This is a genomic window from Allobosea sp. CRIB-10, from assembly GCF_900112185.1.
Classification (GTDB): Bacteria; Pseudomonadota; Alphaproteobacteria; order Rhizobiales; family Beijerinckiaceae; genus Allobosea.
In genome coordinates this window covers 40,396-58,116 of the sequence record NZ_FOKP01000018.1, presented here as the reverse complement: position 1 = coordinate 58,116, position 17,721 = coordinate 40,396, and the positions used below count along the sequence as shown (strand labels likewise).

Genomic DNA, 17,721 nt, shown 5'->3' with positions numbered 1-17,721 from the left:
TCCAGTTGCGTCACATGATTGTTGTTCGCCTCGCCCAACCTTGCGCCAGCAGCGCCAAGAGCCGGCCCGACCGGTCGGCGGGGCATGCGTCTATGTGGGGCCGGGGGTAAGATGAGACTGCTGCTGACCGTGCTCGGGCTGCAACGCAGCACGCTCGGCGACCGGTCTACGCATATCTTCGCGGAGGCTGGCGGCACGCTCGGACGCAGCGCCAGCTGCGACTGGGTTCTGCCCGACGAGCGCAACACGCTCTCGGCCCGGCATGCGCGCATCTCGCATAATGGCCGCGGCTTCCTGATCACCGACACCAGCACCAACGGCGTCTATCTCAATGCCGTCGATGCACCACTCGGCCGCGAGCAGAGCGCGCCGCTGAGCAATGGCGATACGATCTATATCGCCGACTACATCATCTCCGTCGCGATCCTGCGCGAGGAATCGGCACCTGCGCCGATCCCCATGCCAGCCGCCATGGCACCGCCGGCGCCCGTGGCTCCGCCGCCTGTTGTGCCGCTGCCGATGCAGCCGGTCGCCGTTGCGGCGCCAGCCATTCCGATGGCGCTGGAGCTGTCGGCGCCAGCGCCCGTCATGCCGGCTACGATACGGGCGGCGACTGAGCGCCAGCCGACGCAGGTCCCCGGCCTGATCCCGGACGATTTCGACTTCAGCGACCTTGCCCCGGCACGGACGCAGGCCGCCCCGGCTCCGGCCGTCGCGATGCCGGTGCCTGTCATGCCACCACCCGCGACCCTGATGGCAATGCCTGCTGTGTCGCCAGTCGCCCCCCAGCCGGCCCCTGCCGCGGCGGTCGATCCGCTCGCTCTGCTGCGCCAGCGCGCCATGGCGCGGGCCGCTTCGATCGATCTGACGCCGCAGGAACCCGGTGCGGCGCCTCGTCCAGTGGCTGATGTCGCACTACCGCGAGGCTCATCTGCGTCGGGCTCGGGCGACGCCGCCGCTTTCTGGTCCGGGATCGGGATCGATCCCGCCCGCATCCCGCCTGAGGCGCGGGCGCGTTTGCTGGAGGAGCTCGGCGGCGCGCTGCGTCAGGCGGCGGGCGGGCTGGTCTCGATGCTGTCGGCGCGCAAGTCGATGAAGGACGAATTCCGCCTCGACCAGACCCGGCTCGCGCCGCAGGAAAACAACCCGTTCAAGTTCTTCTCGCATGGCGACGAGGCGCTGCGCCGCGTCGTGGTCGAGGGCGCGCCCGGCTTCCTGCCGCTCGACATGGCGGTGAAGCAGTGTTTCGCCGACATGCACGCGCATGAGGTCGCGCTGGCCTCGGCGGTGCAGACCGGCATTCGCGAACTGCTCGACCGGCTGGCGCCGTCACGGCTCGAAGCCGAGGCCGAGCCCGACCTGCTCGGCCGCAAGCCGGATCGCAGCCGTCTCTGGGAGCGCTATGCCGAATTGCATGGCGATCTCGCCGGCGATCTCGACCGCACGATCCGCATGCTCGTCTCGGACGAGCTGGCGCGCGCCTCCGCCCGTGGGCCGGGAGCCAAGGCGTGAGACCGCTCACCAGATCGCTGCTGCTGCCGACGCGTCGGTCGCTGCTCGCTGGCATGGCAGTCGGTGCCGGCGCGCCGCTCGTCGCCGCCTGCTCCTTGGGGCCGCCGGCGGCCAAGACGACCTCGCTCGAATTCGGGATCGAGGCCGACCAGGAGATCAACCTCAACGCGAATGGCGATCCCTCGCCGATCGTGCTGCGCATCTACGAGCTCAAGACCAAGAACGCCTTTGAGCAGGCGAGCTTCTTCGAACTGCTCGACAGCGACACCGCCAAGCTCGGCGCCGATCTCGTCGCCAAGCGCGAATTCGAGGTGAAGCCCGGCGAGAAGAGCTCGGTCAAGCGCGACTCGCCGGCCGAGGCCAAGCATATCGGCGTGATCGCCGGCTTCCGCCAGATCGAGGTCGCGCAATGGCGCGCGCTGGTCGACATCGTGCCGGACCGCGACAACGCCTTCCTGATCACCGTGCGCGCTCTGGCCGTAAGGATCGAGTTGCAGCGTGCCTCCCGTAATTTTGGCCTGATCTGAGGTCGCCCAATGACGCTGGTGAGCAAACCGCTCTGGTCCGAGGGCATGCTGATCCGCCCGCAGCATTTCCAGCAATATGACCGCTGGATCGAGCATGTGGTCGAGGGCCGCAGCACCGCGCTCGCCGCCTTCGCCTGGGGCCTGCGCAAGCTGACGCTCGGGGCCGAATTGCTGCCGCTCGGCCGCATCGCCGTCCAGTCGGTCGCTGCCGTGATGCCGGACGGGACGGTGATCGACACCGCCGGCGGCATCGCGATCGAGGCGAGGGCGGTTCCGCCGAACACCAAGAATGCGCTGGTGAAGCTTGCCGTCGCGCTGCGCCCGCTCGACGGTGCCGAGATCGGCGATGGTGGCCGCAGCCGGCGCTACGAGGCGGCCGAGCAGGCGGTGCGCGATGTCACCGCCCCCAACCGCGCCTCGGTCAGCCTCAAGGTCGGGCGGCTCTCGGCGCGGCTCCTGCTCGAAGGCGAAGCCGAGGACGATCTCGTCACGCTGCCGATCGCGCGGATCCGCGAGGTCGATGCGACCGGCGCCGTGCTCCTCGACGAGAACTACGTTCCGCCCTGCCTCGACTTCCAGGCCTCGCAGCGCCTCGTGCGTATCGTCAGCGAAATCCGTTCGCTGTTGCGCAGCCGGGCGGAGGCGCTGGCCGGCCAATCCGCCGCTGGTCCGGCCGCGGCCGAGAGCGGCGGCCTCGTCGACCTCGTCGTGCTTTCGATCGTCAACGGCCAGGAAGCGGTGTTCGACCATTTCGCCGCGACGCCGGGCCTGCATCCCGAGCAGGTCTATCGCGCGGCGCTGGCGCTTGCCGGCCAGCTCTCGACCTTCTCGGTCTCGCGCCGGCGCAGCGCCGATTTTCCGCCTTACGACCATCTCGATCTCGACGCCTCCTTCGCAACTGTGCTCGACCAGCTCCGTCAGCTCCTCGCGGTGGTGATCGAGCGCAATGCGATCGCGCTGCCGCTGCAGGACCGTGGCTATGGCATCCGCCTCTCGACGATCAGCGACCGCACCCTGTTCCAGGATGCGCGCTTCGTCCTGATCGCGCTGGCGAGCGTGCCGACCGAGACGCTGCGCAGCCAATTGCCGATCTCGATGAAGGTCGGCTCGGTCGAGCAGATCCGCGATCTCGTCAATCTGCAATTGCCCGGCATCCCGCTGACGGCGCTGCCGGTGGCGCCGCGCGAGCTGCCCTTCCTGCAGGGCGGCGTCTATTTCGAACTCGACCAGAGCGTCGAGCTCTGGCGCAACCTGACGCGCTCGGCCGCCTTCGCCCTGCATGTCAGCGGCGACTATCCCGATCTGCACCTCGAATTCTGGGCCATTCGCGGGAAACGCGCGTGAGCAGCGATCAGAGCTTCGATCCACCGACCGTCGTCGGGCACAGGCCGGTCGGCCTGGCGCAGCCGCGGCCGGCCGGATCGGCTATCCATGATCCGCCGACGACGCCGTTCGCACCGCCGCGCCAGCCGCTCGCGGCTCCGACCTTCGTTCCCCCGCCGGCGGCCCGATCGACCGGCTTCTCGCCGTCAGCGTCGGCTCCCTCGCTCATCCCCCGCAATGAGCCTGCCAAACCGCAGCAGCGTCGCAGTGCATCCACTGCGACGCGCGAAGTTCCTCCCGCCGCCTTGCAGGCGAGCACCGGCATCGCGGATGGCTCCGATGCGCTGGTCGCGGCCGCCAATCCGCTGCTGGCGCTGGTGGCGCAATTGCGCGACGCCGTCGACTTCGCCGATGTCACGCAATTGCGCAGCGAGGTGATCGAGCAGATCCATAAATTCGAGGAGGCGGCGGTCAGGAACGGCGCCGCCGCCGGCGATGTCCAGGCAGCGCGCTATGTCCTGTGCTCGTTGATCGACGAGACGGTGATGACGACGCCCTGGGGCGCCGCCAGCGACTGGAGCACCAGCTCGCTGCTCAACCGTTTCCACAACGAGACCTGGGGCGGCGAGAAGGTCTTCGCCATCCTCGACCGGGTGAAGACCGATCCGCGCAAGAACATCGCGCTGCTCAAGCTGATCGATTTCGTGCTGCTGCTCGGCTTCGAGGGCATGCATCGCGTGCTCGACAATGGCCGCGAGCGTCTCGCCGATCTGCGGGACGAGGTCGGCCAGCTCGTCGGCCGCAATCTGCCGCCGCCGCCCTCCGAACTCTCGCCGCACTGGCAGGGCGTCGGCGCCGAGAAGGCGCTGCGGAGCTTCTTCCCGCTCTGGATCGTCTTCGCCGCCGCCGGCTTCCTGTTGGTGACGATGTACAGCTTCCATCGCTACCGCCTCGCGGTCGAGGTCGCGCCGGTGGTCGAGCGCATGCAGGTGCTCCAGAACACGATCGCCGCCGGAACGGTGCGGCCATGATCCGCTCTTATCTGCTCGGCTTTCTGTCGCTGCGCGGGCTGGTCACCGTTTTCGGCGTGATCGCGCTCTGCGTGGTGATCTGGGCCGGCGGGCCCTATCTCTCGCTCTTGGGCTGGGCGCCGCTGGTTTCGGCGGAGGCGCGCACCAGCGCGATCGTCGTGCTGCTCGCCGGCCTGGTCGGCGTCTCGCTGCTGCGCCTCTATCTGGCGCGGCGCGCCAATGCCCGGATGATCAAGTCGCTGCTCGACACCGGCGGGCTCGCGGCCATGGCCGATTCCGGCGGCACCGACGAGATCGAGATCATCCGCGAGCGTTTCGAGGGTGCGCTCGCCACCCTCAAGGAGACGATCTTCGCCGGGCGCAAGGGCGACGCCTATCTGTTCGAATTGCCTTGGTACGTCATCATCGGCCCGCCCGGCTCGGGCAAGACGACGATCCTGAAGAATTCCGGGCTCGACTTCCCGCTGGCGCGCACGCTCGGGACCGATCCCGTCGCCGGCCTCGGCGGCACCCGCCATTGCGACTGGTGGTTCACCGACCAGGCGGTGCTGATCGATACCGCCGGCCGCTACACCACCCATGAATCGAACGCCGCGGTCGACGGCGCCGCCTGGCGCGGCTTCCTCGATCTGCTCAAGACCCATCGCGGCCGCCGGCCGCTCAACGGCGTCGTCCTGGCGATCAGCCTGTCCGACATCCTCCTGCAGAACGAGGTCGAGCGTAAGCGCCATGTCGCGGCGCTGCGCGCGCGCCTGCAGGAACTGACCAAGACCTTCGGCGTCGAATTGCCGACTTATCTGCTGATCACCAAATGCGACCTGATCCCCGGCTTCTCCGAATTCTTCGACGGGCTGAACGAGACCGGGCGGTCGCAGGTCTGGGGCATGACCTTCCCGCCCGACGCCAATCTGGCGACGCGCCTGACCGAGCTGCTCGACCAGAACCTGCGCGAGCTCGCCGAGCGGCTCGACCAGGTGATGCGCGAGCGAGCTCATGCCGAGCGCGGCCTCAACCGGCGCGGACGCATCTATCTCTTTCCCAAGGAGTTCGCCGGACTGCGCAAGGACCTCGCGAGCTTCGTCCACGAGATCTTCAAGCAGAGCAAATTCGAGACGCAGTCGCGCCTGCGCGGCGTCTACTTCACCAGCGGCACGCAGGAGGGCACGCCGATCGACCGCGTGCTCGCTGCGTTCGGGCGCAGCTTCGGCCTGACCAGTGCCCAGCGCGCGCCGTTCTCCGGGCAGGGCAAGGCCTTCTTCGTCAACCGTCTGCTGACCGACGTCATCTTCGAGGAGCAGGGGCTGGTCGGCGTCGACCGCAAGCTCGAACGCAGCCTCGTACGGGCTCAGAACATCGGCTACGGCGTCGCGGCGGCGCTGGTGATCGGGCTCAGTGTGCTCTGGTGGGGCGCGGCGAGCCGCAGCCAGGCCCGGATCGCCGCGACGAACGAGGCTCTGGCCCCGGTCGAGGCGCGGCTGGCTGCTGTGCCGGCGCGGGCGACGCCGGCGACGCTGCTGCCGGTGCTCCAGGCGGCTGATGCGGTGCGCGATGCCAGCGGGCAGGGCGGCATCCTCGGCTGGCTCGACGGCTTCGGGCTGAGCGCCACGCCCTCGCTCGCGCCGGCGGCAGCGGAACTGCGCGAACGCCTGATCGTCGGCCGGCTCTATCCGGCCTTCGCGACACGGCTGTCGGAGCGGCTGACCGGCCTGTCGCAGATCGGAGCCGAGAACGAGGCGGTGCGCGAGCTGCTGCGCAGCTATCTGATGCTGAGCGACAGCGAGCGCTTCGATCGCAGTGTGGTGCAGCGCGCCGCGCGCGAGGAGGCGCAGCTCGCCTTTCCGGTCGACCAGAGCCGGGCGGCCGAGCTCGGACGGCATTTCGACGAGCTCGTCGCGCTGTTGCCGCAGCCGCTGCCGACCGATCGGCGCATCATCGACACGACGCGGGCGCGATTGATGCGGACGCCGCGCAGCGAGCAGGTCTATGCTCGTTTGCTCCGCGAGGCCGCGCAGAACCCGCGCCTGCGCCCGATCGATCTGTCCACTGCGATCGGCGCCGGCGTGATCGATTTCGGCCTCGGGCGTACCGGCAACACCGCGGTCTCGGTTATCCCTGCCGCCTTCACGCGCGAGGGCTTCTACGATTTCGTGCTGCCTCGGCTGCCGATCCTGATCCGGGAGGAGCTCGGGATCGACTGGGTCACCGGCGGCGAGGCGGCCGGCTCGGGCGTGGTCCAGACCGGCACACGCGATGTGATGGACCGCTATGTCGCGGATTACATCCGTTCCTGGCAGAGCGCGCTCGCGGCGGCCCGGATGGTGCCCTTCGCCGAGACGCAGCAGGCGCTCTCGGCCGTGCAGGCGCTCGCCGCCGCCAACTCGCCGCTCGAACGGCTGATCGGCATCGTCCGCACCAATACCGAATTGCCGCTGCCCGGCGATTCCCAGCCGGGCGCGACCGCCGGCTTGCCCGGGCCGGCGGGGGCCGCAGCTGGCGGTCTCATCGCCGCTGCGGCAAGTAGTGCGGCGAACGCCGCCGCCACTGCCGCGCTCGGGGAGGGACCCTGGCCCGGCGCGACGATCGCAGCGCCGTTCCGCCCGCTGGTCGAACTGGTCGCCCCGCAAGGTGGCGCGCAGGCGCCGATGGGCCGTATCCGCGAGCTGTTCAGCGGCGCCTATGGCGCGCTCAGCAACGTCTCGAACGCGCCCGATCCGCGCCAGGCGGCCTATCAGGCCGTGGCGCGGCGCGGCAGTTCCGGTGCCGACGCGCTCGGCCAGCTCCGGGCGGATTCGGCGCTGCGGCCGGAGCCGGTGCGCGGCATCATGCGGGCGGTCGCGAGCCTCAGCGCCTCCTCGGTGGTCGGCGACTCCCTCGACTACGTCAACCAGGCCTGGCGCCGGGACGTGCTGCCGCAATGCCAGGCGGCGCTCGACCAGCGCTACCCGCTCTTCGCCAACGCCAAGGATGAGGTCTCGCTGCGCGATTTCAGCGACATGTTCCGGCCCGGCGGCTTGCTCGACGAGTTCTTCCAGAAGCACCTCGCGCCCTTCGTGACCGAGCAGCGCAACGGCTATGCGCCGATCACCGTCGACGGCTCGGCCCTGCCGTTGAAGCGCGAGGCGCTGACGCAGTTCTATCGGGCGCGGGCGATCCGCAACGCCTTCTTCGCCGGCTCGGGCTCGGCCCCCTCGCTGAAGTTCAGCCTGCGCCCGAGCTTCCTCGATCCGAAGCTGCTGCGTGCGACGCTGGCGCTCGACGGCAAGGATATCGTCTACCGTCATGAGGCGCAGCGCGCCTACGATCTGGAGTGGCCGACCAAGACCGATGCCAGCACGGTCGCGGTCACGCTGACCGACCTCAACGGCAAGGACACCCGTGTCGAGCGCACGGGAGCCTGGGCGCTGCTGCGCATGGTCGATTCGTCTTCGCTCGCGGCGCGCGGCGGCGCCGACCAGTTCAGCATCACCGTGACGGGCGAGGAAAATGCCCGCGTCGTCTACCAATTGCGGGCGGCGAGCGTGAACAACCCGTTCAATCTCGGTGCCTTGCGCGCCTTCCGCTGCCCGGATTCGTTGTGAGCGAAGCGCCGGTCTTCGGCCTGTTCGGCAAGGTCCCCTGGGCCGGCGATTTCGTGCAGCACGGACTGCCCGGCCGCTTCGTCACGCCATGGGAGGCCTGGCTGCTGGCGATGCTGACGGCGAGCCGCGAGGCGCTCGGCGCGCGCTGGGACGACGCCTATCTGCTCAGCCCGCCCTGGCGCTTCCGGCTCGCACCCGGCTTGATCGGGGGAGGCGGCTGGATCGGGGTCTTCGCCAGCTCGGTCGATCGTGTCCGGCGCCATTACCCGCTGACCTTGGCGCTGGAGCTGCCGGCCGAGGACGGCGCCGGTTTCGCCGCGAGCGAGGGCCTGCTCGATCTGTTCGAGGTCGCGGTGCTCGACCTGATTGCGACGGAGCGATCCTTGCCCGATGCGCTCGTGAGCCTGCGCCGGCGGCTCGATACTCAGCGCGAAGCGGCCAGTCTCTGGTTCGGGCCGGGCCGTGGCCGGCTCGTCGTCGACAGCGAAGCGGAACGCCTGTCGCTCGGTGCCGCCGACAGCCCGGCACAGGACGGCGCCAGCCATTGGTGGCATGGCCGCTGGAATGCACGGCCGGCGACGGCGCTGCGCTGCGCAGGGTTGCCGGACCCGGCCGCCTGCGCCGGCTTCTTCTCCGGCGACTGGTCACGCCATGGCTGGCGCGCAGCGAGCGCGCGGCAAGGCACATGAGCCTCGTCGGAGAGAAGTGGGAGGTCTCGGTCGCGACGCGGCGGGGCCCGCGCCATGACGTCAACCAGGACAGTTATGCCGCCTTGCCGGAGGCAGGGCTGTTCGCGGTCGCCGACGGCATGGGCGGCCATGCCGATGGCGAGCTCGCAAGCCAGTCGATCACCCGCATGCTCGCCGCGGTCTCGGAGCCGCTGGCGGCGCTGACCATGCGCGTCGCACTTGCCGAGGAAGGCATTGCCGCGATCAACGAAGCGCTGCGCGAGCACGCGGCCCGCTCGGCCGAGGGCGACATCGTCGGCTCGACTGTCGCGGTGGCACTGGTCGGCGAGGGCATGCTCGTTTGCCTCTGGGCCGGCGACAGCCGCGTCTATCGCCGGCGCGACGACGCTCTCGCTCAGCTGACCGAAGACCATGTCCTCGGGCATGGGCCTGGCGCCGGCCATGTCCTGACGCGCGCAGTCGGCTCGGCCGCCTATCTGCCGATCGCGCGCTGCGTGACGCCGACGCTGCCCGGCGACACGCTGCTCCTATGTAGCGACGGTCTCAACAAGGCGCTCGCCGATGCCGAGATCGGCGAATTGCTGGACGAGCCGCTGGCCGGCCTCGCCGAGCGGCTCGTCGCCCGTGCCGTCGCCAATGGCGGCCGCGACGACATCACCGCCGTGATCGCGAGGCGGCTGTGAAGGTCAGGCGCAGACGTCGTCGGCACGCGGCCGAAGTGCGCGAGCCGCTAATCGCGACCTTGCCTGCGGCCGCACCGCCGCAATCGGCTGAACGGGCGCTGCCGGCCCCGCTCGGCACGCTGCTGCGCGGGCGCTTCGAGCTGATCGAGGTGGTCGGGCGCGGCGGCATGAGCACCGTCTACCGGGCCGTCGACCATGTCCGCCAGCGGGCGCGGGCGCTCGATCCAGAGGTCGCGCTCAAGGTCACCGATATCGGCGACGGCTACCATGACGATGCCGCGACCCTGCTGCATCGCGAGGGCCGGCGGCTGCTGGCTATGCGCCATCCCAATGTCGTCCAGGTGTACGATTTCGATCGCGAGGGGCCGCTGCACTTCCTCGTCATGGAGCTGCTGCGCGGCAAGACGCTGGCGCAGGTGATGCAGGAGCGCGACGGCAGGGCGTTGGAGCGCCGGCTGGCGCTGCGCATCGTCACCGAGCTCGGGGCCGGGCTCGCCGCGGTGCACGCCGCCGACATGGTCCATGGCGACCTGAAGCCGGGCAATGTCTTCATCACCCAGGACGGCCATGTGAAGCTGATCGACTTCGGCACGGCGCAGCCCTTGCTGCCGCCAGATCACCGCCCGTCCGAGGACGAGACCGGCTTCTTCCTCAAGCGGCTGCGCGCGGTCACGCCCGCCTATGCCTCGCCCGCCGCGCTCGCCGGGCAGGCGCCGGACCCACGCGACGACATCTTCTCCTTCGCGGTGCTGACCTATGTGATGGTCGCCGGCAAGCATCCTTTCGACGGTCGCTCGGCCGCGGCGGCGATGGCGGAGGGGCTGACCCCGGCGTCGCCGCCGGGCTTTCGCGGCGGCCGCTGGGTCGCGCTGCGGCGCGGCTTCGACTGGGAGGCTGGGACGCGGCCGGGCAGCGCCCTCGATTTCGCCGGGCGTATCCTCCGGCCGCGGCTTTCGGATCACCGCCGCGCAGTGCTCGGCCATGCCCAAAGCCTGCTTCGACGGCTGCATCGTCGTAAACCTGTCAACGCCCCGCCCTAGCGTCACCTTGTTCCCCTTACCGGACGCGACGTGCCATGCTCGACCGACCCGCCAGTCACGACACCACGATCGCGCTCTCGCTTGCCAGCGGCAGCATCAGGGACGGCCTGCATGTCGAGCGGGTCACCGGCCGGGAGGCGATCTCGGAGCCTTACGCCTACCGGGTGGCGTTCCGCTCGGACAAGGCGATCAGTCCCGAGGACGTGGTCGGCGAGCGGGCCAAGCTGACGCTGCACACCGAAGCCGGCGAACTTGCGGTCCACGGTGTCGTCGTCGAGTTCGCCGCGCAGGACCCGCTCGGCGACCAGGGCCATCTCTACGCCGCGGTGATTGCGCCGCGCCTCAGGATGCTCGAGCTCAGCCGCCAGAACCAGGTCTACGGCTCGACCAGCAAGGTCTCGGTCAAGGACATCATCCAGAAGGAGCTCGAGGGCTCGCTGGCGGCCAATCACGGCCACATCACAATTGACCACGAACTCAATCTCGCCGCGAGCTATCGCGAGCGCGAGTTCATCGTCCAGTACAACGAGAGCGACCTGTCTTTCCTCTCGCGCTGGTGCGAGGGCAACGGCATCTTCTATTTCTTCAAGCAAAGCGAGGATGGCGAGACCGCGGTGTTCGGCGACAGCAATGTCGCGTTCATCGAGGCAAAAGCGCTGCCTTACCGCCATGGCCATGACGCGATCACCACGTCCCAGGCGGCGGTGACCTCGTTCGGCTTCGTCGCCCGGCCGGTGACGAAATCGGTCGTGCTGCGCGAGTACAATCCGGAGAAGCCGGCGCTGCTGCTGCGCGCCCGTGCCGAGGTCGAGGGCGGCAAGACCGGCACGATCATCGAATACGGCCAGCACTTCCTTGAACCCGACGAGGGCGACCAGCTCGCCAAGGTCCGGGCCGAGGAGATCGCCTGCCGGGCCAAGATCTTCCGCGGCGTCAGCAATGCGCCACAATTGCGCCCCGGCATGTTCTTCAGCCTGAGCGGGCATCCCTCGCTCGACGATCGCTACCTCGTCATCTCCGTCGAGCACGAGGTCTCGACGCCCGCTCCGGTCGGCTACGGCACTGGTGAGGCCGTCGCCGGCGCGCCCTATGGCAACCGCTTCGAGGCGATCCCGCTCTCCGTCCCGTTCCGGCCCGAGCGGCGCACGCCGCGCCCGCTGGCGGCCGGTTTGTTCAACGCCTTCGTCGACGGCGAGGCCGACGGCACGCGCGCCGAGGTCGACACGCAAGGGCGCTACAAGGTGCGCCTGCGCTATGACGAGGGCGACAGCGCCGAGGGCAAGGCGAGCGAGTTCCTGCGCAAGGCCGAGCCCTATGCCGGCCCCTCCGACACTGGCATGCACTTCCCGCTGCTGAAGGGCACCGAGGTCATCCTCAGCTGCGTCAACGGCGACATCGACCGGCCGATCATCGTAGGCGCCGTGCCGAACCCGCTGACCCCGAACGTCGTCTCCAAGCGCAACCGCACGCTCAACCGCTTCCGCTCGCCATCGGGCACGCTGTTCGAGATGAACGACGGCTCGGCGAGCTGAGCTCCGGGTCATTTCCTGCGATGACCTGGCAGCCACCGATCCGCGAACTCGATCCGCTCGCCGCGCTCGTCCACGAGGCGGTGCGCACCCAGGTCTTTCCCGGCGAGGCCTTCGGCTTCCATCTCGTTTCCGTGCCGGGCGAGAGCTGGCGCGAGGCGGCCTTGCCGGATGGAAGACCTGTCAGGATCAGGCTGTCGGCGAGCCCGGCCGCACAGACGCAGCGCGAGAACCGCGCCTGCGCCGGCATCCATGTCAGCGGCGAGCTGGTCGCCGGCGAGATGGGCTACCGCGTCAGCGCCGACCTCATCGTCGATCTGGTGACGCGCGCCGTCCTCGCCTGCGACAGCCGGCTGGAAGCCGTGGGGCGGACGCGCGGCTGAAGCCGCCGCCCGGCTGAAATCACTACCATTGCTCAAATCAAGATCGTGGCGACGCTGCATTCTGTGCGGCGACCACCGCTGCATGGCCGGCATCGCCTACCTCCCGTCCACATGGCGGCTGAGAGCGGTGAGCGCGCGCCTGCGCAGTTAGCCGGATGCGCGCAGGAAACTGCGCAGTCACGGCAGTGACGCAAACAGGTTTATCCAAGCTCTATCAAATGGATAGCTGATTTATACTGCTTGGTACGCCCCTTGCCGAGAAGGGGCGCCGGCTCGTGCCGGGGCAACGAATTCCAGGAAAGAGAACAATGGCACTCGACGCCTACATGACCATCAAGGGCCAGAAGCAGGGGGACATCTCCAGCGAGGCCAGCACCATCAAGAGCGCCGGCGCCGGCGCCAAATACGACAAGCATGGCAATGAGATCACCGTGCTCTCCTTCACCAGCGGCGTGATCAACCCGCGCGATCCGAAGTCGGGCTTCACCTCCGGCGCCCGCGTCCACCAGCCGGTCACCTTCACCAAGCTGATGGACCGGTCCTCGCCGCTGCTCTGGCAGGCGCTGGCCAAGGGCGAGACCCTGACCGAGATCGTCTGCAAGTTCTATCGCCCGGACACCGCCGGCCTCGGCGAGCCGGAAGAGTTCTTCGAGTTCAAGTGGGAAAACGCCAAGCTCTGCGAAGGCAAGTCCTACCTGCCGCTGACCGTCGCCCAGGCGAACGACCATCTGCGCCCGATGGAAGACTGGTCCTTCACCTATGAGAAGGTCACCTGGAAGCACACCAAGGCCTCGACCGAGGGCGAGGATTCCTGGCAGGCCGCCTGATCTCGCGACTTCGGCCGCCGCGCAGCCTTTGCGCGGCGGTCTTGCTGGTTACCTTGCAACGCTACGGTGACGTAGATGTCATCGGCCAGTCACCTCGACGCGGTGAGGTGCGCCATCGCGCAGACCGGGTCCCAAGCCCGGCGCGACATCCGGCGCCAGGCGCCAGGCAGGGGGCGTTCCACCATGGTCCAGGTCGATCTCAAGCAGCTGCTCGGGCGGCTGAACCCTTACGTCAAGCGCGCGCTGGAAACGGCCGCCGGCCACAGCGTCGGTCGCGGCCATTACGAGGTGGCGGTCGAGCATCTCCTGCTGGTAATGTCGGAAGACGAGCAGCGCGATCTCGGCATCATCCTGAAGCAGTTCGGGCTCGACGCGTCCGGTCTGAGGCGCGGTCTGCAGCGCGCCACCGAAACCCTCAAGACCGGCAATACCGGCCGGCCCGTCTTCTCGCCGGGCCTGATCGAATTGCTGACCGATGCTTGGCTGATCAGCTCGATCGAGCTTAGCCAGCAGCAGATCCGCTCGGGCGCGATCGTCGCGGCCCTGCTCGCCAGCCCCAGCCGCTACGCCATGGCCGACTGGTTCGAAGCGGTGCGGGCGATCCCGCTCGCTGAACTGAAGGCCAAGTTCCGCGACATCGTCGCGCCCTCGGCCGAGGAGCCGACGGTTCCCGCCGCGACGCCGGGCGCAGCCCCGGGCCAGGCAGGCAACGGGGCGCTGCCGCCCGATGGCGCGCTCGCCCGCTTCACCATCAACTTCACCGAGCAGGCCCGCAAGGGCAAGATCGATCCTGTCTTCGGCCGCGACCGCGAGATCCGGCAGATGATCGACATCCTCGGCCGGCGCCGCAAGAACAACCCGATCTGCGTCGGCGATCCCGGCGTCGGCAAGACCGCGGTGGTCGAGGGGCTCGCGCTCAAAATGGCCGAGGGTGATGTCCCGGACTTCCTCAAGAACGTCGAATTGCTGAGCCTCGATCTCGGCATGCTGCAGGCCGGTGCCGGCGTCAAAGGCGAATTCGAGAATCGGCTCAAAGGCATCATCGACGAGGTCAAGGCTTCGCCCAAACCGATCGTGCTCTTCATCGACGAGGCGCACATGCTGGTCGGGGCCGGCGCCTCGGCCGGCGGCGGCGACGCCGCCAACCTGCTGAAGCCGGCGCTCGCTCGCGGCGAACTGCGCACCGTCGCGGCCACGACCTGGTCGGAGTACAAGAAATATTTCGAGAAGGACCCGGCGCTGGCGCGGCGCTTCCAGCTGGTCAAGCTCGATGAGCCCTCGCCGTCGGAGGCGATCACCATCGTGCGCGGCCTGCGCGCCGCCTATGAGAAGAGCCACGGCGTCTATGTCCGCGACGATGCCGTCGCCGCCGCCGCCAATCTCTCGGCCCGCTACATCTCGGGCCGGCAATTGCCCGACAAGGCGGTCGACGTGCTCGACACCGCCTGCGCCCGGGTGAAGCTCTCGCTCTCGACCAAGCCGGCGGGGATCGACGACCAGGAGCGCCGGATCGCGACGCTGCGCCGCGAGCTCGCCGCGCTGGAGCGCGATCGCACCACCCTCGGCAAGGACAATCCGCGCATCGCCGAGATCGAGGAGGAGATCGCCGGGATCGAAGCGCAGAAGGTCGAGGCGATCGTGCAATGGGAGCGCGAGAAGGCGCTGGTCGACCGCATCGTCGCGCTGCGCCGCGAGCTCGGCCTCGGGCCCGACGGCATCGCGACGCTCGAAGCCAAGGCCGCCGATAACGACGGCGACAACGATGATGATGATCGCGACGAGGACGAGGCTGATGAAGCCGGTTCGTCTCGTGAGGCGGCCGAGCAGGAGCTGCAGCAGGCCGTCGCCGAGCTGGACAGGACCCGCGGCAAGACCGCGATGATCCATTACGAGGTCACCGCCGACGCCGTCGGCCAGGTGATCTCCGACTGGACCGGCATTCCGGTCGGCAGCATGGTCAAGGACGAGGCCGCCGCCATCCTCGGCATGGCCGCGAACCTGCGCCAGCGCATCAAGGGCCAGGACCACGCCGTCTCGGCACTGGACGAGGGCATGCGCGCCGCCAAGGCCGGCGTCAACAACCCCGGCCAGCCCATGGGCGTCTTCCTGTTCGTCGGCACCTCCGGCGTCGGCAAGACCGAGCTGGCGACGCAGCTCGCCGACCTGCTCTTCGGTGGCGAGCGTTTCCTGATCACCATCAACATGTCGGAGTTCCAGGAGAAGCACACCGTCTCCAAGCTCGTCGGCGCCCCGGCCGGCTATGTCGGCTATGGCGAGGGCGGGCTCCTCACCGAGGCGGTGCGCCAGCGCCCCTATTCGGTGGTGCTGCTCGACGAGTGCGAGAAGGCCGATCCTGAGGTGCTGAACCTGTTCTACCAGGTCTTCGACAAGGGCACGCTCGCCGATGGCGAAGGCCGGATCATCGATTTCAAGAACACGGTGATCATCCTCACCTCCAACCTCGCCACCGACATCATCACGGCGATGGGCACGCAAGAGGAGAAGCCTTCGACGGCCGAGCTCACCGAGGCGATCCGCCCGAGCCTGTCGCGGCATTTCAAGCCGGCGCTGCTGGCGCGCATGCAGATCGTGCCGTTCTATCCGCTGATGCCGGATGTGCTGAGCGAGATCGTCAGGCTGAAGCTCAACAAGGTCGGGAAGCGCCTGCGCGAAAGCCAGAAGATGGCGTTCCACTATTCGGACGCCGTCGTCGAGGCGATCACCGCTCGCTGCACCGATGTCGACACCGGCGCCCGCAATATCGACCACATCGTCAACCGCACGCTGCTGCCGGAGATCGCGACCGAGATCATCGGCCGCATGGGCGAGGAGCATGCGCCGGAAAGCCTGTCGGTCGATATCGGGCCGGAGGGGAGCTTTACCTACCGCTTCACGCTGCCGGGCTCGTCCGAGCCGGTGGCGCAGGCGGCCGAGTGACGGTGCTGCGCGAGCCCGCCCCATGCACGACCCCCTCTCGGTCGCCGAGGAGCTGATCGAGCTGACCACGACGCTCGCCACCGAGCGTCGCCTCGAGGCCCTGCTCGGGGCCGTGGTCAACTCGGCGCGCCGCCTGACGCGCGCCGAGGGCGGGCGCGTGCTCGTGCTCGACCGCACCGGCCGGCATCTGCACGGCCTCGTCGGCCAGAACGACGTCGCGCCAGATGCTGCGGCGCTCTCCGGCGAGATCCCGGTCTATGCCGAGGGCAACGCCTTCAACCTGCGCGACGCCAATGTCTTCGCTGCGGTCACCGGCAAGATCGTCAATCTCGCCGATGTCTACGACTATAGCGGCTTCGATTTCGTGCGCCTGCGCGAGCAGGACGAGCGCACCGGCTATCGCACGCGCTCTTTCGTGGTCGCTCCGCTCTGGAACGTCGAGGGCGTCACCCTCGGCGTGCTGCAACTGATCAATGTCCAGCTGACGCCGGGCGGCGAGATCGGGGCGTTGCCAAAAGCCTTCGAGCGTGTGGTCGGCTCCTTCGCCGCCCATGCCGCGGTCGCGATCGCCAATGCCCGATTGTTCGAGGAGAATCGCGAGCTCATCCGCCAGCTCGACCGGCGCAATGCCGATCTCGCCCGCGAGAATTCGCGGCTCAAGGTGATGGCCGCCCCGCAGGAGGAGCAGGTCGTCGGCGAGAGCCCGGCCTTCCGGGCGGCGCTCGATCTGGCGCGCCGCGCCGCCTCCTCATCGGTCGCCGTCCTGATGCTCGGCGAGACCGGCACCGGCAAGGACGTCTTCGCCAATGCGGTCCATCGCCTCGGCAAGCGCCGGGATCGGCCCTTCGTCGCGCAGAACTGCGCCGCGCTGCCCGAGACCTTGCTGGAGAGCGAGCTCTTCGGCCATCGCAAGGGCGCATTCTCGGGCGCGCTCGCCGACAAGAAGGGGCTGGTGCACGAGGCCAATGGCGGCACGCTCTTCCTCGACGAGATCGGCGACATGCCGCTGCCGCTGCAGGCCAAGATTCTGCGCCTGCTGGAGGAAGGTTCGGTGCGCCGCCTCGGCGACACGCGGCTGGAGAAGGTCGATGTCCGCATCATCGCCGCGACCAATCTCGATTTGCCCCAGAAGATCGCCCAGGGCAGCTTCCGCGAGGACTTGTATTACCGGCTAAGTGTTTTCCCGGTGACGATCCCGCCCTTGCGCGAGCGCCCATCCGACATCCCGCTGCTGATCGATTTCTTCCTCAGGCGGATCGCGCAGGTGCATGGCCGCGAGGGTTTTTCGCTGACGCCGCGCGCGCTCGATGCGCTCTGCCGCTGGCGCTATCCCGGCAATGTCCGCGAACTCAAGAACATGGCCGAGCGCGCCGCGCTCCTGATCGACGGCGACGAGCGTATCGACCTGAAACATCTGCCGGCCCATCTCGCCAAGGCTGCGCCGGATATCATCGTGCAGACGCCGGCAGCCGAGGGCGGCACCAGCCTGCGTTCGGCCGTGCGGCAATACGAGGCGATCGTGATCGAGAACCGGCTGCGCGAAGCCGGCTGGAACCAGAGCCGGGCCGCCCGCCTGCTGCAGATCTCGCGCCGCAGCCTGGTCGAGAAGCTGCAGCGCTACGCCATCAGGACGCCATGAGCAGGGCAGGGCGAAGAGGACGC

At 68.8% G+C, this 17,721-nt stretch carries 13 protein-coding genes; all 13 read left to right on the top strand.

What is annotated here, in order from left to right:
• The first annotated feature begins 111 nt into the window (after positions 1-111).
• The 13 genes from tagH to BMZ69_RS20635 all read left to right on the top strand — a co-directional run bounded on the left by tagH (position 112) and on the right by BMZ69_RS20635 (position 17,698).
• Positions 112-1,512 (top strand): type VI secretion system-associated FHA domain protein TagH, encoded by a 1,401-nt coding sequence (tagH, locus tag BMZ69_RS20695; protein WP_175506904.1) that lies wholly within the window; start codon positions 112-114, stop codon positions 1,510-1,512.
• The gene (gene tssJ / locus BMZ69_RS20690) at positions 1,509-2,039 is read left to right on the top strand and encodes a type VI secretion system lipoprotein TssJ (RefSeq protein WP_092160215.1); all 531 of its coding nucleotides are present in this window, start codon (positions 1,509-1,511) and stop codon (positions 2,037-2,039) included. Before tagH ends, tssJ begins: the two co-directional genes overlap by 4 nt.
• A 9-nt stretch (positions 2,040-2,048) precedes the next feature.
• Positions 2,049-3,383, top strand: a complete 1,335-nt coding sequence (tssK, locus tag BMZ69_RS20685; RefSeq protein WP_092160212.1) for a type VI secretion system baseplate subunit TssK — start codon at positions 2,049-2,051, stop codon at positions 3,381-3,383.
• Positions 3,380-4,393 (top strand): type IVB secretion system protein IcmH/DotU, encoded by a 1,014-nt coding sequence (gene icmH, locus BMZ69_RS20680; RefSeq protein ID WP_175506903.1) that lies wholly within the window; start codon positions 3,380-3,382, stop codon positions 4,391-4,393. The genes tssK and icmH overlap by 4 nt, the downstream gene beginning before the upstream one ends.
• Positions 4,390-7,971 carry a type VI secretion system membrane subunit TssM gene (gene tssM, locus BMZ69_RS20675; protein ID WP_092160208.1) on the top strand — a complete coding sequence of 1,194 codons (3,582 nt, stop codon included), beginning with the start codon at positions 4,390-4,392 and terminating at the stop codon, positions 7,969-7,971. Before icmH ends, tssM begins: the two co-directional genes overlap by 4 nt.
• Entirely contained in the window at positions 7,968-8,660 is a 693-nt protein-coding gene (tagF, locus tag BMZ69_RS20670) for a type VI secretion system-associated protein TagF (RefSeq protein WP_175506902.1), read from the top strand. The genes tssM and tagF overlap by 4 nt, the downstream gene beginning before the upstream one ends.
• A complete protein-coding gene (locus BMZ69_RS20665; RefSeq protein ID WP_092160203.1) occupies positions 8,657-9,343 on the top strand; it encodes a PP2C family protein-serine/threonine phosphatase in 687 nt (228 codons plus the stop codon). The genes tagF and BMZ69_RS20665 overlap by 4 nt, the downstream gene beginning before the upstream one ends.
• 35 nt (positions 9,344-9,378) lie before the next feature.
• Positions 9,379-10,383, top strand: a complete 1,005-nt coding sequence (locus BMZ69_RS20660) for a serine/threonine-protein kinase (RefSeq protein WP_092160200.1) — start codon at positions 9,379-9,381, stop codon at positions 10,381-10,383.
• A gap of 35 nt (positions 10,384-10,418) precedes the next feature.
• A complete protein-coding gene (tssI, locus tag BMZ69_RS20655; protein ID WP_092160197.1) occupies positions 10,419-11,915 on the top strand; it encodes a type VI secretion system Vgr family protein in 1,497 nt (498 codons plus the stop codon).
• Between the two features lie 20 nt (positions 11,916-11,935).
• On the top strand, positions 11,936-12,295 hold the full coding sequence (locus BMZ69_RS20650; protein ID WP_092160195.1) for a hypothetical protein: 360 nt from the start codon (positions 11,936-11,938) through the stop codon (positions 12,293-12,295).
• A gap of 308 nt (positions 12,296-12,603) precedes the next feature.
• Entirely contained in the window at positions 12,604-13,122 is a 519-nt protein-coding gene (locus tag BMZ69_RS20645) for an Hcp family type VI secretion system effector (protein ID WP_092160192.1), read from the top strand.
• Between the two features lie 75 nt (positions 13,123-13,197).
• Positions 13,198-16,059, top strand: coding sequence for a type VI secretion system ATPase TssH (tssH, locus tag BMZ69_RS20640; protein ID WP_244543458.1), 2,862 nt, complete (start codon positions 13,198-13,200; stop codon positions 16,057-16,059).
• 22 nt (positions 16,060-16,081) lie between these two features.
• A complete protein-coding gene (locus BMZ69_RS20635; RefSeq protein ID WP_175506901.1) occupies positions 16,082-17,698 on the top strand; it encodes a sigma 54-interacting transcriptional regulator in 1,617 nt (538 codons plus the stop codon).
• Positions 17,699-17,721 lie beyond the last annotated feature (23 nt).